Source organism: Pedobacter gandavensis (assembly GCF_032677645.1).
Classification (GTDB): domain Bacteria; phylum Bacteroidota; class Bacteroidia; order Sphingobacteriales; family Sphingobacteriaceae; genus Pedobacter; species Pedobacter gandavensis_A.
This window is the reverse complement of record NZ_JAVTSB010000006.1, coordinates 112,386-136,334: the sequence shown is the minus strand read 5'-3', so window position 1 is coordinate 136,334 and position 23,949 is coordinate 112,386. Positions and strand designations below refer to the sequence as shown.

Sequence of the window (23,949 nt, the reverse complement as noted above, 5' to 3'; positions counted from 1 at the left end):
AATGAAAAATTTAACCTTTGCTTTACTCATTTCGCTGATTATACAAGGCTGTGCTCCACAAAGGAACCTCGTTTACTTCAGCAACCTACCAAATTCCACTAATGAAAAAATTCAGCGCGCACCTGAATTAAAAATCCAAAAGAACGACCAGTTGAGCGTTACACTCACCAGTTTAAATACGGATTACAACGTACTATTTGCCAGTGCAAATGCGAATAACAGCAATACACCAGTAAATGGCAAGGCTGGATTCAAGGTAAACAATGCGGGGAATATTGCTTTACCGATGGTTGGCGAGATCAAAGTAGAAGGATTAAGTCTGGAAGAAGCGCAGGCTTTGATTATTCAGGCCTTAAAAAGACAGATTAAGGATCCCTATGTGGACCTCCAATTGGTCAACTTCAAAGTCACGGTTATTGGGGAGGTGAACCATCCTGCTTCTTTAAACGTTCCGGGTGAACAAATTAACTTATTAGAAGCTTTAGGTATGGCTGGCGATATGACCGTATTCGGCAAAAGAGAAAACGTACTGGTCATCAGGGAAGAAGATGGGGTGCGTAACATGACCCGGCTAAACCTCAATGATAAGAACGTTTATGATTCTCCATATTTCAATCTAAAACAGAATGACATCGTCTATGTGGAGCCTGATAAAGCTAAGGAAAAACAGGTCAATCCTAACCAAAATCTGATGCCGATCATATCCACTCTTGTATCAGCAGCAGCAGTAATCCTTACCGTAGTATTAAGATAATCCGTTCTATTTTAATTAGAAGAACATGAACTCACAGTTTTATCAAAAAACGCCTTCTACTCTGGAGAGCGCAAGGGAAAACCTACATCAATATTTGAAATACTGGTATATTTTTCTAATCGCTTTGGTGTTGTGCCTTGCGGGCACCTTTATATACCTGCAAACCCTCAGTCCAATTTATAAAGCAAGCAGTACTTTAATGGTTCAGGACGACAGAAAGGGAGAAGGAGAAGTTAAAGAAAGTGCATTTAGTGACCTGAATATGTTCCGCATTGACCGTAAAGCGGACAATGAGATGGAAGTACTGCGTTCCAGAGATCTGATTTATAAGACCTTAAGAGCACTCCATTTAGAAACTGCCTACTTTATTAAGGGCAGCTTAAAAGACGAAGAGTTATACGGAAAAAATTCACCTTTAAAAGTGACACTTCTTGGTGCAAATGCTAGTGGATACCTGAAAAAACCAGAGGTAGCGCCTTACAATGACCTTGAGTACACTTTAACTGACAAGGATCAGCATTGGGTATTGCCGTACGACAGTGTGGTCCAAAAACCTGGTTACAAAATTATTGTCAGCAAAGGTCCTGCTTTTCAATCCTATACAAAGCCGGTGATGCTGAAATTCAAGAACCTACATCGTATGGCCGAATCTTATAGCTTAACACGTCTGGTGGTGCTTCCAATTGTTAAAGATGCCAATACGATAAACATCAGTCTGACGGATAACATCCCACAAAGGGGCCTGGATATTCTAAATGTACTGATCAGAACCTATAATCAGGAAGATGTGATCCGGAAAAACATGATTGCAGTTAATACCATCAAATTTATTGATAAGCGACTGACTGCCTTAAGTAAGGATTTAAATGGTGTGGAGCATGATGTAGAGAACTTCAAACAAAGCAACATGGTGACCGACGTTAATGCTGATGCACTTATGAATGTGAGCAAATCCGGGGAATACGGGCAGATGCTGTCCAGCACTACTACCCAGCTTAATGTCCTTTCTTCACTGGAAAAATACCTACAGAACAACAATTTAAACGTTGTTCCCAGCGCATTAAACATCAACAATGCGACCTTAACTGATTTGACTGCTAAATACAATGCGACACAGCAGGAAAGGGCAAAAATGCTACGGACTTCTGAAGAAGGCAACCCATTGGTACAAAACCTGACGGCACAGCTGGTCAGTTTAAAATCGAACATTCAGGAGAATCTTCAGAACATCAAAAAGGGCTTGCAAATTGAAAGAAACAGCCAGCAGGCCATGAGTTCAAGGTTCAATTCTAAGGTACGTTCCGTACCAGCCGTAGAGCGTGGTTTACTGGAAAGAACCCGGGAGCAAAGTGTGAAATCCGGATTGTACCGATATCTGTTGCAAAAAAGAGAAGAAACCACACTTTCCTTATCCACCACTGCTCCTACCTCACAAATCATTGATAGACCTTCCTACAACAGTGTGCCCGTATCACCGAAAAAGGAACTGATTTATCTCGGCGCCTGCTTTGCAGGACTACTGATCCCGGGCGCATTCATTTATGGCAGGTCTATGCTAAATAATAAAGTCCGCGATGTAAAAGAAATAGAATTCCTGACTGGCGTACCGGTTCTGGGTGTATTAAATCATGTTAACAAGAATGAACTTGCCACCATAGACCACAACAGCAGGTCTACCATTACTGAATTGTTCAGGTATATCAGAAGTAACCTTAACTTCATGAATAACGGGATGCCTGATCAGGTAATGTTAATTACTTCCTGTATGAAATCCGAGGGGAAAACATTTTTCTCCATCAATCTTGGACTGACACTGGCCTCTGTAAATAAACGGGTTGTGCTATTGGAGTTCGATATGCGTGAGCCACAGTTGCTTCAAAAACTACATTTAAACTCAAAAATCGGTATTACGGATTACTTGCTGGATCCTGACGTCACCATAGATGATCTGCTCTCTAATTCCAGGAAATACCATGATTTAATTGTGGTGGATTGCGGGCCAATTACAAAAAACCCATCGGAGTTGATGATGCATCCAAAAATTGGCAAGCTGGTGGAGGAATTGAAAAGCAGATTTGATTATGTGATCATTGATACTGCCCCCGTAGGGCAGGTTGCAGATGCTTTCAGCCTCTCTGCCTATACGGATTTGAGTATATACCTGATACGTTATAATTACACGGATAAATTACAACTGAACATATTAAAAGACATTTTGTATTATAAAAAACTGACTAACCCTATGGTCGTGTTTAATGATGCAAAAGTTGAGAATAGTAATACCTACGGATACGGTGGCTTTGGCTACGGTTATGGTTTCGAGGTCTCAAAAAACTAATAACAATCACCCCCTCATTTCAGTGTTTCCTACCCTATTCATGTAAGTGATGTAGCGAAGCTCTGTGCTTTTTAAAACAGTAATATGAATCTTTTTACAATTTAAATCTTCTCGACATGGAAAATCAATTCGGCTCCAGATGCACATGGAGCAGGCACTGGCTTGTGATTTATACTCGCCCAAGGTGGGAGAAAAAAGTAGACAAATTATTGAAACTACAGGATATTAAATCCTACTGCCCTATTCGCAGCGTTACCAGCCAATGGGCCGACAGAAAGAAAATTGTTGATTTACCACTTTTTAGCGGGTATGTCTTTGTCTGGGTAAACGAGCGTGAAGAGTATAAAGTAAGACAGACCTTAGGGGTATTAAACTTTGTTTATTACATGGGAAAGCCGGCAGTAATCAGAGATAAAGTGATCGAAAATATTGAGGAACTGATGAGCAAAAACCACGAATATGAAATCATCGATGCCCAGGAAATCACCCTTGGTGACCGCGTACGAATAAAACACGGCATCTTCTACAACCAGGAAGGCACTGTGATTAAGGTCCGTGGAAAACATGTTTTAATGCTCCTTGACCATTTAAATTGCGCCATAGTCAGCAGTATCGCGATCGCAGATGTGATACTGAATACGGCAATATAATCCCGTTCCGGCTGATCTCTTTAGCCGGAACATCAATTTCTCCATCCCTTTTCTACTTTCCGGATAGCACAGATGACCATTGATGTCCCACATGAATGGCCCATGCTTCATGCAATAAAAGATTCACCATTAAAATTAAACACATGATTCCTGTAACTAAACCCTTTCTTCCAAAGGAAGATGAATTCAAAGCGTATCTGGACAGCATCTGGGAACGTCAATGGCTCACCAATAATGGTCCTTTACTCAATGACCTTGAGCTTAAACTAAAGGAATATCTGAATGTAAATCATATGCTGTTCGTCTGTAATGGCACTTTTGCATTACAACTGGCTATTAAAGCATTAGACCTGACCGGTGAAATTATCACCACGCCATTTTCTTATGTAGCCACCACCAGTAGTATTGTATGGGAAGGTTGTAAACCGGTTTATGTTGATATCGACCGGGAAACCTTTAACATCGATCCAACCAAAATTGAGGAGGCGATCACTTCCAAAACTTCAGCCATTCTGGCTACCCATGTTTACGGGAATCCATGTGACATTGACGCCATTCAGGCTATTGCGAATAAACATGGATTAAAAGTGATTTATGATGCGGCACATTGTTTTGGTACGCAATATAAAAACAGGTCAGTATTTGATTATGGTGACATCACTACAACCAGTTTCCATGCCACCAAATTATTCCATACCATAGAAGGAGGAGCGGTTTTCACCCGTGATCCGGATCTTTTAAAGAAAATGCAATACATCCGGAATTTTGGTCACAGCACACCAGATACTTTCGCAGGATTGGGTGTAAATGGCAAGAATTGTGAATTTCATGCGGCCATGGGCTTATGTAATTTAAAGTATGTTGACGAGATTTTAGAAAGGAGAAAACTGCTATCGCTCCATTACTACCAGGGTTTATCCAGACTCAAAGTTAGTTTTCCAAAGCTAAACAAGGATAAGGACTACAATTATGCTTACTTCCCTGTCTTATTTGAAACGGAGGAATTAAGGCAGCGTTGTACAGAAAACCTTGAGCTGTCAAAAGTCTATTGCAGAAGGTATTTTTCTCCATCATTATCCACCCTACCCTATGTAGATCCGGTTTCCATGCCTGTTTGCGAAGACATTTCGAATAGGGTGTTGTGTTTGCCACTCTATCATACCTTAACACTTCCTGACCTTGACATGATCTGTCGTATCATGCTAAGAACTCAGAATTATACTGATGTGGCACCGGTTGCTACAGATAATTTTGGCATACAAGTGACCAATAAAATCGCAACAGAAATCAACGACTTCAACGCTGTTACCAAACCAAATAGACCCATGTAAACCACTTAAACTAACAATCATGAACATTCCATTCTCACCCCCGTTTATTGATCAAAATGTAATTAATGAAGTAGTAGACACGCTTAAATCCGGCTGGATAACTTCCGGACCAAAAGTACTGGAGCTGGAGAGAGAAGTGAAACGGCTAACCAAATCAAAGGCCGCCGTTTGCGTTAACTCCTGGACTTCCGGTGCAATAATGATGTTAAAGTGGTTTGGTGTACAAGAGGGAGATGAAGTCATTATACCCGCTTATTCGTATTGTGCTACGGCTTTATGCGTACTACATTGTGGGGCAACTCCGGTAATGGTTGATATCACTGATGACTTTACGATAGATCCTCAACGGATTAAAATGGCCATCACCTCCAAAACGAAAGCGATCATTGCCGTAGATATTGCGGGTTTACCCTGCGATTACAATACCATAAAAACTTTAATCAGAAGTGCAAAAGTCAGAGGGCTCTTCGTACCGCATTCACCTGAGCAGCGTAAGCTCGGCAGAATCCTGTTAATTTCTGACGCGGCACATTCTATAGGTGCCTGTTATATGGGGCATTCCGCAGCGGTAAGTTGTGACGTCACCATTTTTTCTTTTCATGCAGTAAAGAATATCACTACTGCTGAAGGGGGCTGTGCCTGCTTAAACTTACCTGGCAATTTTGACCACGATGAAGAATATAGATACCTGAAGATCTTCTCTTTAAATGGCCAGAACAAAGATGCCTATGCGAAATCAAAAGGGGCAAACTGGAAGTATGATATTTTATATAAAGGTTTAAAAATTAATATGCCGGATATCTGTGCGGCCATAGGTTTAGCACAAATCAAGCAGTATAAAACTGCTTTACTACCGGAACGTAAAAAGATTGCAGAAAAATATTGTAATATTTTAAGTAATTATGAATGGTTTATTCCACCAACCTTAAAAGACCTTTCAAGAGAATCCTCTTACCATATTTTCCCAATGCGCATCAAACACATCACTGAGGCACAAAGAGATCATATTATTGAAGATATCGTCGCTTTTGGGGTCATCGTAAATGTTCATTTTATTCCGATGCCTATGTTAAGCTATTTTAAAAAAACAGGGTATAATATCGTGAATTATCCAAATAGCTATACACAATATGCCTGTGAAATTTCCTTACCTATTTATCCATCGCTATCTGATACCGATACAGACTATATTATTGATGCCGTAATTAAATCGGTTCAGACCCATTTGCTACAAAGCAAACAGAGAGAACTATCGCTTGTTAAATCATCGTATTTACCTGGATAGCATTTCCGTTTATTTCCATCTCGTTAGCATAAAAAAAGGATGTCTGTTCAGACATCCTTTTTTTATGCTTTAAATCTGAGTTTGCCTCAGGCCGGAAAATCAGCACTGGATAATGCGCATAAAAAAAGGCGCCCGAAGTTCCGGGCACCTTTTCAGCGTTAAGCTGATTTGTTTTTGTAGATAGATAGCAAATGGGGTAACTATTCGTCAGACCTCATATCTGAATATGGTTTGGGATATCTCTCGCTCAATAACTCATTGTATTTTTCGAGTAGCTTGATGTACTTATTCATCCAATAATTTACAGCGGTTGAGTAGTTCGCTGTTGAATTATCATCATTGCTCATTAAATCCCCCTTTTTCTCTCTATCCCCTTGTTGTAAAAGAGCAAAGTCATCTGGAAACTCTTTGGAAAAGTCATGGTTGATGACATTTCCAATTTTACAAATAATATCAAAACTTAAAGATTCTTGATCGAACCAATTGTAAATGGTTCGCCTACTAACGTTTAGCTTCCTTGAAAGTTCAGTGATCCCCATATGATCCTTTCTTACAACATGTTCAATTACTTGACCTACATTTAAATTCATAGTATAAAGTTTTATTAAATGACAACTAGAATTGGAGGGATGAGATCTATATTAAAAATAACAAAAAAATGACAACAAAACAAGAGAAAAATCAAATTTTAAAAAGTATTAATCATACCTACCGTAAATTGATCTATATGCTCATATTTTGAGTTTTTACTCTTAAAATCTGGAATAATTTCCTTCATTTTCTTCACCATTTCATAATCATTATTGGAGTTATTGAGCAGCAACAGCTCTTCAATTACGTTTTGCACATAGAAGATACTATGGTTAATGATTTTCGAAATTTTGATTTTTGGATGGTAGGTTGATAAGGTTTGTTCTTCGACCATCAGTAATTCTTCATATAATTTTTCTCCTGGCCTTAATCCTGTAAATATGATTTGAATGTCTTTACCGGGCACTAATCCGGCTAATTTGATCATATTAATGGCTAAGTCTACAATTTTAACCGGATCTCCCATATCAAAAATATAGATTTCTCCACCATTGCCCATCGCCGCAGCTTCCAACACCAATTGCACCGATTCCGGGATGGTCATAAAATATCTGGTGATTTCGGGATGAGTTACTGCAACTGGTCCACCACGAGCGATTTGCGCTTTAAACCTTGGGATAACAGAGCCGTTCGATCCCAATACATTACCAAATCTGGTGGTTATAAATTTAGTACTGGTTTCGTTCTGCCTTGTAATTGTGTTTTCATTTGATATGGTTAAGTTTTTTTCATTGTTCAGGGATTGAATGTACATTTCCGCCAGTCGTTTGGAGGCCCCCATGATATTGGTTGGCCGCACGGCTTTGTCGGTAGAAATCATTACAAATTTATCCACGCCATATTCTATGGCAAGGTCTGCGATGTTTTTTGTTCCGAGCACATTGGTTAAAATGGCTTCGGAGGGGTTATTTTCCATCATAGGTACATGTTTATAAGCGGCTGCATGAAAAACAATCTGGGGATGATACTCCTCAAAGATCGCTTTCATCCGACACCTGTTCTGAATATTTGCCATGACCACATGAGTTTTTGCCTCTTTAAAATCATCTTCAATTTCGAGCTGCAGATCATGTAAAGGAGTTTCGGCCTGATCACACAAGACCACCATTTCGGGCTTAAATCCGATAATCTGACGCACAATCTCGGAGCCTATGGATCCGGCTGCACCGGTAATCAGGATACGCTTACCCTGCATTTCCCGCAGGATATTATTCCTGGTGAGGACGATAGGCTCCCTATGTAGTAAATCCTCAATTTTCAGGTCTTTGATTTGATTCAGGGTGAGTTTACCATAGAGCCATTTATCAGACTGAGGAACCGTAACGACCTTTATCCCCAATTCAATACATTTATCAATAGTCAACTTTTTACCATTTACATTCAGCTCATCACCAACAAAAAGAACCTTTTGAATATTAAACTTACGTTGTAAAGTCTCAATTGATCTCGAATGGTATACATTTTTCTGTTCTATATGTTTATTGAGCTTATCCGGATTATCATCTACAAAGGCAAATACATTTAAGTCGTTGGTATTACCACCTTCTAAAGCTTTTTTAACCAGAATAGAATCTCTGCCAGAGCCATAGATCAGGATGTTCTCTTTCTTATCACCAGGCTCCATTGTTTTGACATAAAAAAACAGACTTTTGACGGCGATTCTTAACATGATTAACAAGGAGGAAGACACGAAAAAATTCATGGTCAATACTTCTGGAAACCATTTTGAAGAGATACTAAAATGCGGGACAAAAAACAGCTTACTGGTAATGGTGAAGATGAAACTGGTTAACAATACGGCCATAAATATCCGGATAATGTCTTGGGTGTTAGAATACCTGATGATCCCGGTATGTATGCGCATTCCAATAAACACCCCGACTGAAATAAAACTATACAAGGCCGTATAGATCATAAAATGTGAATATACCAATTGTATATACTCAAATTTATGAAGAAGTAGAAAGGACATAAACAGTGTCCATCCGATGATGAGCTGGTCGATAAATAAGATCAACCAGCGAGAATACGTTTTGTCGCGAAACAGGAGCATTTTCATAATGTGAAGATTTAGATGACCAATTGAAAGCAGCCCATGGTGATCCCATTCAGTACTGCACGATAAAGTGGGAAGAAATCAACATTTCTCCCATGATCAATTTTGCGCTTGTTGACCAGCGCAGCATAAACTGGATTATTGGCCACATACCGCCAACTTTTATATTCTAAAAACAAATCTGAAAACCCTGCTTTCCAATTAAACAAAGTATCCATTTTAAAGCCTACTCCACCGCCCAGATGCAGATACCTCATACCTTCTTTCCGTCCGACCAGGGTGATTTCATCCACCAGATATTTAGCGGGGGAATCTATTAAATAAGCATGTTTCGTCCCTACTAAATGTCCCTGGATAATACCATGAGTAAACGTTACAATCATACCACAAACCACTTCTTCTTTCACACAAACCAGGAACAACCGGCAATCAAAATCCTCGTTACCAACAAGAGACAGGAAATATTCTTTACTAAAAAAATAGCTTTCAGATGCCTCTATCCGCTCCATATTATGGGTATAGATTTCATAAAACAAATCAATATCGTTGGGGCAATTACTGGCTCTGACCGAATAACCGGAACTTCTTGCTTTCCTGATGCTTTTCAAGGTATTTCTCCGGTATTTTTTACGTTGTTCTTCTATGGAAATTGTCAGATCTATGGCCACTGTTTTACCGTTTTCATGGATTCCACCAAATTTTTCAAACAACAAGTATTGATTAAACAGGGGATGAAGCCTGGAAAAAACAGAAACATTCTGCTCTTCATTCAGAAAATCTAAAAATGAAATCATGAAATTCTCTCTAAAACTATCTTCGATATCTTCGAACTTCCGATTGGATAATGGCCCTGTATAGCCATAAACAGAAGTTAAATCGGAGAAATCAGTTTGAGAGATGGCTCTTTTGAGTAAAGGAAAGGCGATATAGTTCTGGTCTTCCTCATAAACAAAAAGGACAGGATCACCACTTAGATCCAAAGAGTGATAGAGCCAGGTATGATAAAAATCATACTCTGCGGCACCGTTAACATAGGCAGTCCATTCCTCCCGCTCCAGGAGGGTGATTAATTTTTCCATTTCTTATGAAATTAGGATTTAGGAATAGCCCGGAGTTTTAATTTCCAGGTGTAAAATTCTCCTTCGTCAGCAACATTTTCACTTGATTCCCATGTTTGCTTAGGGGAACAAAACCCATTTTTTTATAGATTGAATGTCCGGCAATATTATCTTCATGTGCGAACAAAAAGATACTATCCAGATTCAGCTCAGAAAATGCCTGTCCGAGGATTAATTTCGTCGCGGCCTTCCCGATTCCTTTTCCCCAAAACTGTGGTTCTCCAATAAACATATGAAACTCAGCCTGTCCATCTTTCAAATCAATCAATTGTACGTTCCCAATGTATTGGGCGGTATCTTCGAGGCAAATTGCAAAGCGCTTATCGGTTTCTTTTTCTAATTTGGCCTGGAGCCATGCTGTTTCCTTTTCCATTGTTATGCCCGGGTTACCGGGTTTAAACTCTGTATAAACCCATATTTCCGGGTTATTTCGCCATTGATAAGATGTTTCGGCATCTTCTACTTTCAATGGCCTTAGGTAGACCGTGTGATTCATATTATTTCATTTAAATAGCGAGATCATTGATTGTAAGAGCATTGCTTAGCCCTGACCAGGTTGGTACATTCTTAAATGTGGTGGCTGATAAAATTCGTGGAGATTGGCTGAAATTCGGGCATTGTATCCAATAACCTGTCTTAAATGGTCATTTAAACCTTCCCCGAATTCATATCCTAAAAATCTTGGAAAATCGAACTGCGGTTTAAAGAATGGCCTGGTAAAAGTTAGGGTCAATGCACGTCTGGGGCCATCGGTTTTATTTACGCCTACGGCATGCCATATATTGGAATCAAACAGAATAATACTGCCTTTCTTCGCCACTGCCCGATCTGCCTGCTCATAGAAAAATACGTCATGTGGTTTAGTATCTTTCTTATGAGATCCGGAAAGAAAATGAGTAGCCCCGTTATCAAGTGTATAATCATCCAGTAAAACAATCATTTGGATGGCGATTTTAAAATCTCCTGTAAAGCTTCTGATATCACGGTGAATATTGTGAACATAGGCTTTAAAATTTTTAAAATTAAGCACTCCACTTATACCGTTTACGATGTAATTGCCATCCAGAAAGTGTCTCATTTCTTTATCACAATATTTCTGCGATAGAAAGGGCATACTGAAGTTATCCTTTTCCAACAAGTGGTGCAGTGTTCCTTCCATACCTGTATCAATGCCATTTTTGACTTGAATTTCCCTTCTTTTTAAATAAGCTGGTTCGAGGTCATTAATTATTTTTTCAATCATTTTATCCTCTGCGGCGTCTTCATAGATGACCCAACCATACTGATCCATTGCATTCTCAAAGTCACTTAAAGTGGCTTCGGAATAAATAAATTTATTTTTCAAAGCACAAAGATTTAAAAGGTTAAACTTTAGTTAATTATCAAATAATAAAGGAATATCTTATTAGACGGCTACCGCAGGGACACGGTAGAGTGGAAAATAGTTCAGATTACTTTGGTCATTACGTTCCTTAACAAGGTCATTATAAACCAGTGGATCTGATACAAATCTCCAGGTACTATCCTCCAGTAACAGGGTTGAAAAGGAGAATTTAAATTTAAACAAGGAGTCTTCTTTCCCCTCCAGGCCACCACCAAGGTGGAAATATCGTTTTCCAAGCTGACGTCCGATGACGCTGATTTCATCTGTCAGGAGTTTACTTGGAGAATGCTGTATATGGCTGTTTGCAGTTGCCGACAGGTGGTTACGGATTACATTTCCAGCGCACATGATTACTGCCCCGCAAATCATCTCTGTTCCATCATAGATGACAATTAATCTGCATTCTTTTGCTTTGCTATTCAGAAGATTCGTGAAATAGGTTTCATCGAAAAAATACCGCTGACTAGCGCCGAGTCTCAACATATTTTCATTGTACATGGCGGTAAATAGACTAATCTCCGTTGCGCTGGAGGCCTCTTTAATTTGATAAGGCATTTTTCTGAGCTGTCTGATTTGCCTGCCCAATCTTTTTTCATACCCGGCTCTCTGTTCTTCAATGGGAATTGACAGGTCCATATAGACGGTTTTCCCATTGCCCGAAAGCCCCCCTATTTTCTCTATTAACACTTTTTGGTCTATAAAGGGGTTTAACCTGGAGAAAAGGCTAATAAACCGGCTGGTTTTCATGAAGCTCAAAAAGGATTGTTTAAAATTTTCCAGTAACTGATCGTTGATGTCTATAAATTTCCGGTTAGATACCGGGCCTGAATAACCATAAACAGAGGTCAGATCAAATAAACCAGAATTATTAATCTCTCTTTTCAGCAGTGGAAGCGCAATAAAGACCTCCCCTTCTGTGTACACAAAAAGCAGTGGTTCACCATTTTTCTCTAAAGCATGATAATGCCAGGTATGGTAGAAATCATAGTTAACGGCCTCTTGAATACATGCATCCCATTCAGCCGGTTGTTCCATATTGATCACATGATATGCCATAATAAATATTAGTTTTAATACATCAATTTAGCTTTCTAAACAACGTCCATGATTTTCAACATATCGGCATTAACCAGATCCACATCGAATTTTGCTTTTGCGAAGTGTCTTCCGTTAACTCCATATCGTATAATGTCCGTCGTATTGTTTATGTAATATTCCATTTTTAAAACAAGTGCAGTCACGTTTTTCACCGGAACTAAAAAGCCATTGCGTCCGGATGGTTCATTGTAGATGGTTTCTCTACAGCCAACAGAATCACAGGTAATCACTGCTCTTCCCATGGCCATCCCTTCCAGAATACATCTTGGTACGCCTTCTCCATAATAGGAAGGTAGAACCACAATAGATGCATTTTTAATATAGGGTCTCACATCATCCACCTGTCCAATATATTCTATAGTATCATCGAATAAAATCTTAGAAAACAAATCCAGGGGTATCGAATCGATATTGTTATCGAAAGCGCCGATCAATTTAAATTTGATGTCCGGGTATTTATGGCGGACGGATTTTGCGGCTTCATAATATTCTTTTATCCCCTTGGCATTGATCAATCTGGAGATCATGAGAAAACTAATATTTAAAGTGTCTGGTTCAGAATAATCATAATGACTTAAGTCGACCCCGGAGCCATTAACCACATATGCCTGTTGCTTTTGTCCGATTATTCCGGTCTTCAGCAATTTCTTATAGTCATCGCGATTCTGAAAAATAATCCGGATTCCTTTATTTCCTCTTAAACTGACTTTGAGCAAGACCTTTGTTATTGCAGTAACCAACCAGTTTTTCTTTCCGCCATCCGTAAAATTATAACCTAAGCCTGTCAGCATGGGCGTAATACAAGCCGTCTTACAAAACTTAGCGACCATAGTCCCATAGATGACTGGTTTGAAGGTATAGGGGAAAAATACATCAGGTTTAGTATCTCTGATCAGCTGGTATAGCTGAACAATATATCTCAGGTCAGAAAAAATAGAAACGTTGCTCCCATTCAGCTTATTCTCATACACGGTTACGTTCAGGCTTTCTAACTTATCTTTAACCTGCTGTCTGGAAATTTTGGGGGTAAAAACCGACACATTATTTCCCTTAACCAACTCTTCAATGAGTTTACCACGGAATTCCAGTAAGGTATGGGAGGAATCACAGGCGATCAGTATATTTTTTCTTTTATTGTCCATAATACACAACGATTTAATACAATCCAAATTCATGATATAGGATGATATACCGTCATCCAAATGGTAGACTTTTGTCGTTTAAATTCTCTTCGAAAAAAAGGTGATAATGATTAAAAACCACCCAGGCTACCTCCCAACAAATGGTAGCCTGAATGGTTAATCCCGGGAACAATACGACCAAGTGTATTTCAACTTACAGGGTCTACTTATTTCGGGAAGAATTTTACTTACCTGGTTAGACCTGCATGATTAGCAGATTTGTACGTGTAAGCGGGCAGCCATTTTGGATGCTGCCGAAGTTGTTTTATTACTAAAAAGAGGTTAATGTTGCACCAGCACCTTTTGTAACTAGCGCAGGAACATCTGCAGCTTTGTTTAACACCGAGGTGTAAGCATAAGTTGGAATCCAACTTGAAGCAGCTGTAGTAATTTTGTTTGCACCTGAAGCTTCAAATATATTGGTATTTAAACCGCTGATAAATCCAGCAACAGGACTAATTTCAGTTCTGATTGGAAGTGACGAGTTTTTGAAGTAGTTATTCTCCACACGTACTGTTGCTCCCATTAGTGCTCCAACATAACCTGCATTCTGCATATAGTTATTGAACACATGCACATTTCCGTATCTCACATCTGGTGTACGCTCAGAAATATTGTAGAAGTAGTTATGGTGAACTGTTACTTTAAGGTGGTTCACATCATCAGGACGGGTATAACTAAAACCGATCAACATCGCTTTGTGGTTGTCATGCAATTTGTTCCATGATAAGGTAACATAATCAGCACCAGTACCAACATCCAGCAATCCATCATAATAATCCCAGTCACTTACCCTAACAGATGAAAGTTCACAGTGATCTATCCAAACGTGGTGAGCACCTTCTTTGATGATGATGTTAGAATAACTAATTACATTACTGATCGTCATATTTCTAACAATTACGTTGTTCTTTCCATAAATCAAAAGACTTGCGCCATTCAGTCTGGATCCCGGAAGTCCCAAAATTGATTTATTTGATTCTACCTGTAGCATTCCTGTACCTGTAATTGTTCCGGAAACCATAATGATTAACGGAGATTTTGAGGTAACCGCAGTTTTCAATTCCGCAAAGGTTTTTACGGTAACCGTCTGACCACCTTTACCACCTGTTGTTTTACCATTAACAGAAGCATAACCAATTGGCTCATCTCCACTAATCGGAGTAGTTGGTCCCGGATCTGGTGTTATTGGATCTGGTGTAGTTGTTGGAGGTGTTATACCACCAGCTCCTTGTCCATTTACGGTATAAGTATATTTTTTACCGTTTGTTTTTGGATTTGAATTATCCGAAGCGGACAAGAATAGGAAACCAGATTTATGGCTGAAACGGCCATTACCTTTTGCTCTGATCTCATCATGTGAGGAATGACCAGGGCCAATTTCTTTTCCATTTTCAAAAACTCTTACTGTAGAGACAGTTGGTTTTTCATTTGAATCACTAATTAGTTTAGAATCCATGGGAATCCTTACTGCAAAACCACCATCAGAAGTAGCCCCTGAAACATTAACCTGCATGGTACCCGATGTACCTCCTCCATTCACAGCTTGTGAATCTAATATACCCGGGATTTCATTAGTGATGGGGTTTTCCGGGTCCTGTGGCCCTACTACTCCATCTTTCTTACATTGACTAAATGCTAATACTGTCGATAACAATACGCCGAACACAAACACTTTTCTAAAATTTAATTTCAATCTTTCCATTTAATTCACTCCATTTTTTTAAATATGCCTCTTAAACGGGGAGGTTGTAAAAAAATTGTATCTCAAAAGTTACAAAGGAAAAGTAAATTGAGACCTCGTGAAGGTAGAAAAATTGGGATTGGGTGATTCTAACAAAGAATATAGCACTGTGTAACAGCCTGTAAAGGCTGTTTACAATTATTTCACATTATTACTTAGTGACATTAAGATGACTAAATAAGCCTGGATATTGGTTAAATTTTAGTTGCAAAAACATGAATTTGATTAGACGGTCTGATTCTTGCACGTCTACGAACCTCCTTATTACAGCCATAAAACATTTTATACCAATCTATGAACTGATGTACCCCGTCTTTGACTGAGGTTTCCGGACTATAATCCAGCTCGTTAACCAGTTCAGATACCTCTGCCCAGGTCGCCGGTACATCGCCAGACTGCATCGGTAAGTACTCCCTAAGCGCAGGGAGGCCAATATTCTCTTCAATTTCATTGATAAAATCTAAAAGCGTTACTGGTTCACCACGACCTATATTAAATACACGGAAGGGCACATTTGAACTTGCAGGATCTGGTTCAGCTGGATCCCAATCTGGGTTTATTGCTGCAGGCTTATCAATTAACCGTAGAATTCCTTCCACAATATCATCGATATAGGTGAAATCTCTACTCATATTCCCATTGTTGAAAATCTCAACGGGTTTACCTTCCATGATGGCTTTGGTAAATAAAAACAAGGCCATATCCGGTCTGCCCCAGGGACCATAAACAGTAAAGAAACGCAGTGCGGTAGTTGGCAATTCAAAAAGGTGACTATAGGCATGGGCCATTAACTCATTACATTTTTTAGATGCGGCATACAGAGATACCGGGTGATCCACGTTATGATGAACCGAGAAAGGCATTTTTGTATTTAAACCGTAAACACTGGAAGAACTCGCATAGAGTAAATGTTTAACTTTCGCATACCTACAGCATTCCAGGACATTCAAAAATCCGCTGATATTGGAATCTATATAGGCCTCTGGATTTGTTAAACTATATCGCACCCCGGCTTGTGCCGCTAAATTGACTACTGCGTCAAAATGATTGGTATTAAATAGTTCTATCATGCCATCTTTATCGTTTAGATCCAGTTTCACAAACACATAGTTATCATACTTTGTACTCGTTACCGGTTGATCATAAACAATCTGGTCTTTGGAAATACCACTTTCCTCCAGACGGGCATACTTTAAATTCACATCGTAATAATCATTAATCACGTCTACCCCAACAACTTCATTTCCTCTTTCCAATAAACGTTTTGCTAAATGAAAGCCTATAAATCCGGCTGTACCAGTTACTAAAATTTTCATAGTGTTTATTTTAAGTGTTTATATATGGTTAGTAAATCCGCAAAGTAATTTCGGGAAGTGCGCCGGGGTCCGAAAGAAAAAAGCTATTTGCGATAGCAGCCCTTGTACCAGACTTCCAATCCGAAAATGCAAAAGAGAATTTTTGCTCTTCTTTCATCAGAGATTTTAATTTTTGAAGCGAGCAGATCCAGGATGAAAGATTTCTTAATAATTTTAGGATATAAGGCGTCCGGAGCGAGCAAGTAATCATTTATAATGGTCTTCAGTTCTCCGTTTACCCAGGTTTTTAGTGGGATTTCAAATCCCCGTTTAGGCTGATTGATCAGCTCTGCCGGTAGGTACCTGAGTGCTAAATCCCTTAAAATGGGCTTGGTGGTCAGGTTGTTTATTTTGTAATGATCTTGTAAACCGGGGGCAAACTCTAAGATCTCTTTTGATAGAAAGGGGCTCCTTCCCTCCAGAGAGTGCGCCATCGTTGCAATATCCATTTTAGGGAGCAGCCGGCTGAACAACATCGATTGAAAATCAGTTAATATGATTTTTTTTAATGCGGATATTGGCAATTCATTCACCATGATCAGGTCTGCAGAAATATCTTTCATCAATGGTTTGTGTAGAAACTGATCTTCAAATCCGACAAACAAATCGCAGGATGCAGAATTGTAAACCTTTAGGATATCGTTGTAACCGGCCAGCTTTAACAGCCTGTACACATAATTGTAGCTGCTTTGTTTTTCATTGGCAATTGGCAGAATGCTGGTCAGCATTTTTGCAGCAGTAGTGCTTATCCGACCGGAATTAAAAAAGTCGAAATGTTTGAAAGGCACATACCTGCGATAGCCACCGAATAATTCATCTGCCCCATCTCCATTTAACACTACTGTGATGTGTTTTTTTGCTTCTTTTGCCACATAGTAACTTGGGATCGCAGAATTATCACAGTTGGGTTCCCCATGATTGATGAGTATCTTTTCTATGTCGTTTTGTAAATCGGAGAAAGTAATGTCCACTACCGTATGATTTGTAGCATATTTAAGGGCTACTTTTTTTGCCAGATGGGATTCATCATAGCTCCCTTCTACTTTAACGGTAAAGGTTTTTAAATTTGTGGTATGAGCGGCAGCGATGGAGGTCACTAATCCGCTATCAATACCACCACTCAAAAACGCCCCCACGTCCAAATCAGAACTATCTATTCTCCTTTTCACCGCCAGTTGAAGGTTATGGTCTAACCGATCAACAGCATCATTATAGTTTAATTTATTATCTGCTTGATAGAAATTAGCAATATCGAACCATTTCACCTTTTTACTGATGGTGGAATGGGTATCAATCTCCATATAGCTACCATTTTCCAGTTCAGATACCCGTTGATATGGTGTCGCTTTCCGGTAATGGTATCCCAGGTATAGATAATCGGCAATCGAGCCATAATCAATTTCCGGGCGCACCACTTTGGACAGGATATTCAGTTCGGAAGAAAACACACACTGGATTCCTTTTACATATACATATAAGGGTTTCTTCCCTGCACGATCTCTGGCCAGGTATAATTTCTTTTTTTTGCTATCATAAAGCGCGAAAGCAAACATGCCGTCGAACTCATTCAGCATTTTCATTCCAAGGAGTTCGTACATCATTAATATCGTCCTGGTATCGGAGCTTGAAGAGTCAACCAGTCCATATTTTTTCCTGATTTCAAGATGATTGTAGATTTCTCCATTAAAAACAATACTAAGGTCCCTGTATTTCATCGGCTGTTGCCCTTGAACTGTCAAATCCTGAATGGCAAGCCGGGTATGGTATAATTCCAGATTATCATGTTGCAGATGGCGTTGTTCATCAGGCCCGCGATGAAAAAGATCACGGTATATTTCCTCATCATTCTCTCTGGAATTGAAATTTAATGTCCCAAATATTCCGCACATGTTTTCTGATTTTAAGCGTTAAATTAAATAGGTAAATGGCTGTTATCAGGATGATAAAGAACCAGATAAGGAGGTTTTCTTATTTTCAGCGACCTGATCAACTAAGGATTGCCAGTCTTGCAACACTTTCTCTTCAGAGAAGTGCTTTTCAATATGTCTTCTTCCATTCCGGCCAAGTATTTCCCTTTCCTGAGCAGACATATTCATGATCAATTTCATTTTTTGGGCGAGTTCCGCAGCATCCCCCTGCTTAAATAGAAAACCACAATCCATATTTACCAGCAGCTCTTCAATTCCGGCAACAGCGGATGCGATGACCGGTTTCTGGTGCGCCATCGCTTCCAGCAAAGCATTGGGCATCCCTTCTAAGAAGGAAGAAAGCACGAAACCATCTGCTTCCTGCAGAAAAGGACTGGTATCTGTTTTTAATCCCAGCAGGTTCACCTGGTGTTCGATATTCAGTTCTTTAATCATTTGAAAAGGCCATTCCTGATCAAATAGATTTCCTAAAATATCTATCCTGAAATTTTCCTCTTTCATTAAGGAGATTGCCTTAAATAACGTTACATAATCCTTTTCCGGAACAAAATGTGCCATAGAAATCCAAACAAAAGGTTTGTTTAGGGAGGCTGTCGTTATTTTAGGCGAGAGTACCGGAATGGAAATGGCATTGTTTACAACCAGGCCGGTCCTTTTAACGAGTTTATTTTGCTCAAAATTAGATTTCGATTTGTAGGAGTTATACACGACTACATCATCCCAATCTGCTGTTAATTTAAATAAGGCATACCATTTATTAGCAATTACAGGTGTTCTTATGGAGGAGATCAGGTTAAAACCAAACCACATTTTCAGAAAACGCGCAAAAATGATGGAGATAAACATGAATGCAATCACGACATCAGGATTAAATTCGCGGACTGTTTTAAAAAGCTTTATGATATTGGAGAATGGATTTGCCATCCAGCTCTTCAAAAAGATAACTTCCAGTCCTTCTGCATTGAAGTCAATATTAAAATCATTGATTGGTTTTAAGGAAACAATCCTAACCTTGTAATCCCTGCTTTTTAAAAACCGGGCAATTTTAATCAACTGTGTTTCTGCCCCACCTTTCCGTAGGCCTGTTGTCATAAACAAAACATGCTGTACCATAATATCTGATGATTATAAGCCGATAATTTATATTCAGGGCTGCTTGACCGGGAATTCAGGATAAGCGATAGGTGATTTTTTTCAATAACCGATGTAGCGGCGTGATTGGAGAATGTCTTCTTCGTTTTCCATCAACTACAATAAAATCTTTACCAAAACTGATGTTGTGCATCCCCAGCAAATAAGGGGCTTCGGGCAATAATTCAAAATCCTGTTCGGACTTAAAAGTATCTGAGCTAAGGTCCGTAATCTTATTGATCACGATCGAGCCGCCATATCTGACTTCAAGATTTTGTGTTGGACGGTACAGTGAGTCATCCACAATAAATAAACTCCCCGCCCCTCTGCAATTTTTTAAGCTCACCGGAATTGGATTCTGTTTATGAGGAATGAATTCCCCATCTAAATTTTCCGCATAATAGATGTAGAGGTCATTCAGCTCGCCATCAACATTGGTAAACAACCAGTATTTACCCTTGTATTTCACGATAGAGCTATCTACATAACGCGCGCCATCCAGCAATGTCCTTTTCTTTCGCAGCTCGGTTGCATTTTCAGGATTCACCTGATAAAGACTTACTTCACCTGCATCGGCAGTCTCCGGTATGCAGTAAAACTTAGCCTGTTCCTCAAAAATATAAGGGTAGGAAAAATGGATATCTGCAGGCTGAAAACCCGTTACCTTTTGTTTAGTGTTAAAATCAAAGTTCTTAATCCTTGAAATTTTACCTTTAACTTTCCAAAAATTAAGCTCTTCATAATAGACATAAAGGATAGACCTGATACTGATTACGAAAGGATCTGCTGAATAGTCTGCTTTATCTTCTTTAAGCCAGGAGACTGCTTTGCTAAAGCCCTTCCTCAGGACCAGGTCTCTGGCAGACTGTTTTACCATTCCAATATTCCATTTATCAGCGCCAAAATATCTATCTATAACGTTTTGCATATTTTTGAGATAAAATCATTTGAATTGAAGAATTTAATCAGGCCAGTTTGTAGGCCAGGCTGTGCTTTTTCTCCGCAGCGCCAATGTGATATTTTGACCGGAATGCGTTCTTACTATTTTCCCTGATTCTAGACTTATCCTGGGAAAATACGGCTTCCTTTATCGCCCGATAATAACTATCCACGCTATTGTCCTGACTTAAAAAACCGGTATCCTTGTGGTTGATCATATTTTGAATACCGCCTACTGCTGTGCATATCGAGATACAACCAACTGATAGTGCTTCAATTAAGGAAATCGGCATCCCTTCATAAAAACTGGACAGGCAGAAAAAATCGGCGATACTCAGGTAATCCACGATATTTTCCTTTCCACCAAGGAATTCTATGTATTGATCATCCGCTACCAGCGCCAGGAGTTTTTGGTACAAAAGTTCGTCACGAACTTCCCCAATGATTAACAACCTGCATTTCTGCGCTTCTCTTCTATTGAATTTTTGTACAGCTTCAATTAATAACTGCTGATTTTTCACTTTAATAATCCTGCCCACATGAATCAAAAGAAAAGCATCCTGATCTTCTTTGTATTTACTGACCAGTTTTGGATATTCCTCGGTTTTGGTTAAAAATGGCCTGCCATTTTCAATAACCAGATCATTGTCCAGCCCATAATATTTACGGAAGGACTCACTTCCATCATTTGAAACTACAATAGGGGTGATTAAATTTCTTTTGTATAGATTTTTCCGGAATGATTTCAGGAAAAAACCAGGGCATTCTGCTTCTGCTGTAGAGTGAATTGTATGAAAGAACCTGGTATTCTTTTTTTTTAACCGATATAGCATTAAATATTCCAGGGCATTTAAATGGGTATGAACCACCTGGATGTCCTGCGCAACCAACCAGGAACTGAGCTCTAAAAGCACACGTAAGCTGAATCCAGGTGTTTTATCAAAAGATACATAGTTTACCTTCGTACTGATTTCCGTCACAAAAGTAGTATCTGGATGATTGTCAAACAGGGAGACCAGATACACTTCATTTTGTTCGTTTTCTGCAAGTTCATTACATAAATCAACCACAAAACGTTCCGCGCCACCTCTTTCCAAAGAACCAATAATATGTGCTATTTTGTTCATGAGCCAACGTTTTTTTACTATTTCTCAGCTACACCGATCAGGATGTAATGCATTTTACCCGGAATCATCTTTTCTATTTTACCATCTATCCTTCCCAGGATATTTCTTTGCGTTTCATTTCTTCCCAAACAACCTAAAAAGCCCACTGTAGTAAAATTGACACTTTTATAAGACTGAAATATATCTTCAATCTCATCTAGCCTGACATAATTCCAATCTGGTGTACCAAAATTCTTCCGGAGTATTTTGTGAAGCATAGAGGCTTCCAGATTTTCCGCAAACAACAACTTTCCGCCCGGTTTAAGGGCTTTATGTATTTCGTTTAATGTTTTCAGTTTGTATTCATTGCGTCCATTCTGGCTGATTCCGCCGAGTATTGATTTAAAAGCAACAATGTCAAAATGATTCTCAAAAGGTATGCTGGTTGCATCCATTGCCAGATATTCAATATTGGGGTGACAATGATATTTTTGGTGAATATTTCGCGCGGCTTCTTTTGGCTCCATCAGATCAGTACAAAGGACTTTGTTATGATGTAGTGATAACCATAATGATAATCCACCATTAGCGGTTCCCAACTCCAGACAATTATATCCTTTGTTTTTCAGGTCCACATTTTTCTCCCAGTAGTCTAAGGCTTTAGCCCAGTTCACGACATCCCAGTTTATGATTTCTTTGATTGTTACTTGTATCATAATTAAAGCCGTTTAGTTTATGATCATACTCATCAAGGGCTATTTCAGCGGCTTCCTGAGTATTTTTTTGGTGTTGAATTTTCGCGAGGTGAAGGATACTGAAATATAGAAACAAGGTAGGTCCATCCGCACTCACCAACCAGCCATTGTGCGAGAATGCGTTAATGGATACTCCTAAAAATGAAAAGCATAAACCGATTAACAGTGCATTCTCCTTTAGTTTGATCTTGAATAATACACCCAGGAATATTTTTCCTATCCTATAATACAAGGATAAAAGCAATCCTAATCCAAGAAAGGGACCCAGATAAGTCAAGAACATCAGGTAGGCATTATGGGAGGTTAGTCCGGAAGAGAAGATCGTACTTCGGTAAGTAACATCGCTCCAGTTTTTCCCATAAAAAATCAGGCCATAAGGGTAATCTGCGTATATTTTCAAATTCTCTTCAGACATCCCTACCCGGTTATAGTAGTTGGCATTCTTTCCCTCATTTTTAGTCAGAATATTATTTTTAGCATCGAAATTCCCTTTAATGATAAAAGCATAAGAAACGAAGCCAAATAGTACGGCTGCAGTAATGATAAAAATAGATTTATACCTATAATAAAAAACCACAAACAGGAAGGAAGAAGTTAAAAAGGTGACAAACACAGACCGGTTCATTCCGAGGTATATAAAAATAATACAGATGACAAAAGCGAGAAGTTTAACCAGGATATTTAACCGGAATACATGAGTAAAAACAAACAAGAAGGACACCAAAGCGGCCAACTGATATCCATAGTTAAACTGGGTTAGCGCCAATCCTGCCGGGCTTTGTATAATGGTATCATCCAGCAATGTCCCCCTTAACTGGTCTATTCTGCCCGGAAGAAAATGATTCAGCACCATGATGATCGCGGAGAAAAAAAGCAATACATAAAAGATCATCATCGAAATATTGAATCTGCGTCTGTTATAGCCTATGAAATAATTAAAATAAAGGATACAACAGGAAACTACAATCAGACTTGCAAAAAAACCTATACGATCTCCCATCCCAATAAAATCATAGGTAAGAATGGCTAAGAAGAATAAAAAAGCTTCTTTAGCGTATAAAAAAGGAGGCTTTTTCTCACTGAAAAACAAAACCAGGGGAATGCACAAAACAAGTGGTGCAGGAATTCTGAAAATATGAGTCATGAAGATCCCGAAAGACAACGTATAAAGATAGGCTGTCATAAATACTGTGATCATTAACTTT

20 protein-coding genes are annotated in these 23,949 nt (G+C 39.1%); 5 read left to right on the top strand and 15 right to left on the bottom strand.

Annotated features, from left to right (window positions below):
- Position 1: 1 nt before the first annotated feature.
- The 5 genes from R2Q66_RS11505 to R2Q66_RS11485 all read left to right on the top strand — a co-directional run bounded on the left by R2Q66_RS11505 (position 2) and on the right by R2Q66_RS11485 (position 6,358).
- Positions 2-754: a polysaccharide biosynthesis/export family protein gene (locus R2Q66_RS11505; RefSeq protein WP_316749010.1), complete on the top strand. Its 753-nt coding sequence runs from the start codon at positions 2-4 to the stop codon at positions 752-754.
- A 25-nt stretch (positions 755-779) separates the two neighbouring features.
- On the top strand, positions 780-3,092 hold the full coding sequence (locus tag R2Q66_RS11500) for a polysaccharide biosynthesis tyrosine autokinase (RefSeq protein ID WP_316749008.1): 2,313 nt from the start codon (positions 780-782) through the stop codon (positions 3,090-3,092).
- 116 nt (positions 3,093-3,208) lie between these two features.
- On the top strand, positions 3,209-3,742 hold the full coding sequence (locus R2Q66_RS11495; RefSeq protein WP_316749005.1) for a UpxY family transcription antiterminator: 534 nt from the start codon (positions 3,209-3,211) through the stop codon (positions 3,740-3,742).
- A 143-nt stretch (positions 3,743-3,885) separates the two neighbouring features.
- Positions 3,886-5,073, top strand: a complete 1,188-nt coding sequence (locus R2Q66_RS11490) for a DegT/DnrJ/EryC1/StrS family aminotransferase (RefSeq protein WP_316749003.1) — start codon at positions 3,886-3,888, stop codon at positions 5,071-5,073.
- A 19-nt stretch (positions 5,074-5,092) separates the two neighbouring features.
- Positions 5,093-6,358, top strand: coding sequence for a DegT/DnrJ/EryC1/StrS family aminotransferase (locus tag R2Q66_RS11485; RefSeq protein ID WP_316749001.1), 1,266 nt, complete (start codon positions 5,093-5,095; stop codon positions 6,356-6,358).
- A 200-nt stretch (positions 6,359-6,558) separates the two neighbouring features.
- Here the strand turns inward: R2Q66_RS11485 and R2Q66_RS11480 are convergent, their stop codons facing one another.
- The 15 genes from R2Q66_RS11480 to R2Q66_RS11410 all read right to left on the bottom strand — a co-directional run bounded on the left by R2Q66_RS11480 (position 6,559) and on the right by R2Q66_RS11410 (position 23,942).
- Positions 6,559-6,948: a helix-turn-helix domain-containing protein gene (locus tag R2Q66_RS11480; RefSeq protein WP_316748999.1), complete on the bottom strand. Its 390-nt coding sequence runs from the start codon at positions 6,946-6,948 to the stop codon at positions 6,559-6,561.
- 98 nt (positions 6,949-7,046) lie between these two features.
- On the bottom strand, positions 7,047-9,008 hold the full coding sequence (locus R2Q66_RS11475) for a nucleoside-diphosphate sugar epimerase/dehydratase (protein WP_316748997.1): 1,962 nt from the start codon (positions 9,006-9,008) through the stop codon (positions 7,047-7,049).
- 11 nt (positions 9,009-9,019) lie between these two features.
- The gene (locus R2Q66_RS11470; protein WP_316748994.1) at positions 9,020-10,084 is read right to left on the bottom strand and encodes a GNAT family N-acetyltransferase; all 1,065 of its coding nucleotides are present in this window, start codon (positions 10,082-10,084) and stop codon (positions 9,020-9,022) included.
- Positions 10,085-10,121: 37 nt separating this feature from the next.
- Complete coding sequence (locus tag R2Q66_RS11465; RefSeq protein WP_316748992.1) at positions 10,122-10,619, bottom strand: GNAT family N-acetyltransferase; 498 nt, start codon at positions 10,617-10,619, stop codon at positions 10,122-10,124.
- A 45-nt stretch (positions 10,620-10,664) separates the two neighbouring features.
- Entirely contained in the window at positions 10,665-11,468 is an 804-nt protein-coding gene (locus tag R2Q66_RS11460; RefSeq protein ID WP_316748990.1) for a phytanoyl-CoA dioxygenase family protein, read from the bottom strand.
- A gap of 60 nt (positions 11,469-11,528) precedes the next feature.
- Positions 11,529-12,563 carry a GNAT family N-acetyltransferase gene (locus R2Q66_RS11455; protein ID WP_316748988.1) on the bottom strand — a complete coding sequence of 345 codons (1,035 nt, stop codon included), beginning with the start codon at positions 12,561-12,563 and terminating at the stop codon, positions 11,529-11,531.
- 35 nt (positions 12,564-12,598) lie between these two features.
- Positions 12,599-13,747 (bottom strand): glycosyltransferase family 4 protein, encoded by a 1,149-nt coding sequence (locus R2Q66_RS11450; RefSeq protein WP_316748986.1) that lies wholly within the window; start codon positions 13,745-13,747, stop codon positions 12,599-12,601.
- A 310-nt stretch (positions 13,748-14,057) separates the two neighbouring features.
- The gene (locus R2Q66_RS11445; protein ID WP_316748983.1) at positions 14,058-15,491 is read right to left on the bottom strand and encodes a pectate lyase; all 1,434 of its coding nucleotides are present in this window, start codon (positions 15,489-15,491) and stop codon (positions 14,058-14,060) included.
- Positions 15,492-15,724: 233 nt separating this feature from the next.
- Complete coding sequence (locus R2Q66_RS11440; protein ID WP_316748981.1) at positions 15,725-16,846, bottom strand: NAD-dependent epimerase; 1,122 nt, start codon at positions 16,844-16,846, stop codon at positions 15,725-15,727.
- Positions 16,847-16,929: 83 nt separating this feature from the next.
- Positions 16,930-18,774 (bottom strand): asparagine synthase (glutamine-hydrolyzing), encoded by a 1,845-nt coding sequence (asnB, locus tag R2Q66_RS11435; RefSeq protein ID WP_316748980.1) that lies wholly within the window; start codon positions 18,772-18,774, stop codon positions 16,930-16,932.
- Between the two features lie 45 nt (positions 18,775-18,819).
- Entirely contained in the window at positions 18,820-19,926 is a 1,107-nt protein-coding gene (locus tag R2Q66_RS11430) for a glycosyltransferase (RefSeq protein ID WP_316748979.1), read from the bottom strand.
- Positions 19,927-19,981: 55 nt separating this feature from the next.
- Positions 19,982-20,872: a hypothetical protein gene (locus tag R2Q66_RS11425; protein WP_316748977.1), complete on the bottom strand. Its 891-nt coding sequence runs from the start codon at positions 20,870-20,872 to the stop codon at positions 19,982-19,984.
- 37 nt (positions 20,873-20,909) lie between these two features.
- On the bottom strand, positions 20,910-22,010 hold the full coding sequence (locus R2Q66_RS11420; RefSeq protein WP_316748975.1) for a glycosyltransferase family 4 protein: 1,101 nt from the start codon (positions 22,008-22,010) through the stop codon (positions 20,910-20,912).
- A 17-nt stretch (positions 22,011-22,027) separates the two neighbouring features.
- The gene (locus tag R2Q66_RS11415; RefSeq protein ID WP_316748973.1) at positions 22,028-22,705 is read right to left on the bottom strand and encodes a class I SAM-dependent methyltransferase; all 678 of its coding nucleotides are present in this window, start codon (positions 22,703-22,705) and stop codon (positions 22,028-22,030) included.
- Positions 22,650-23,942 carry a hypothetical protein gene (locus R2Q66_RS11410; RefSeq protein WP_316748971.1) on the bottom strand — a complete coding sequence of 431 codons (1,293 nt, stop codon included), beginning with the start codon at positions 23,940-23,942 and terminating at the stop codon, positions 22,650-22,652. Before R2Q66_RS11410 ends, R2Q66_RS11415 begins: the two co-directional genes overlap by 56 nt.
- Between the last annotated feature and the right edge of the window lie 7 nt (positions 23,943-23,949).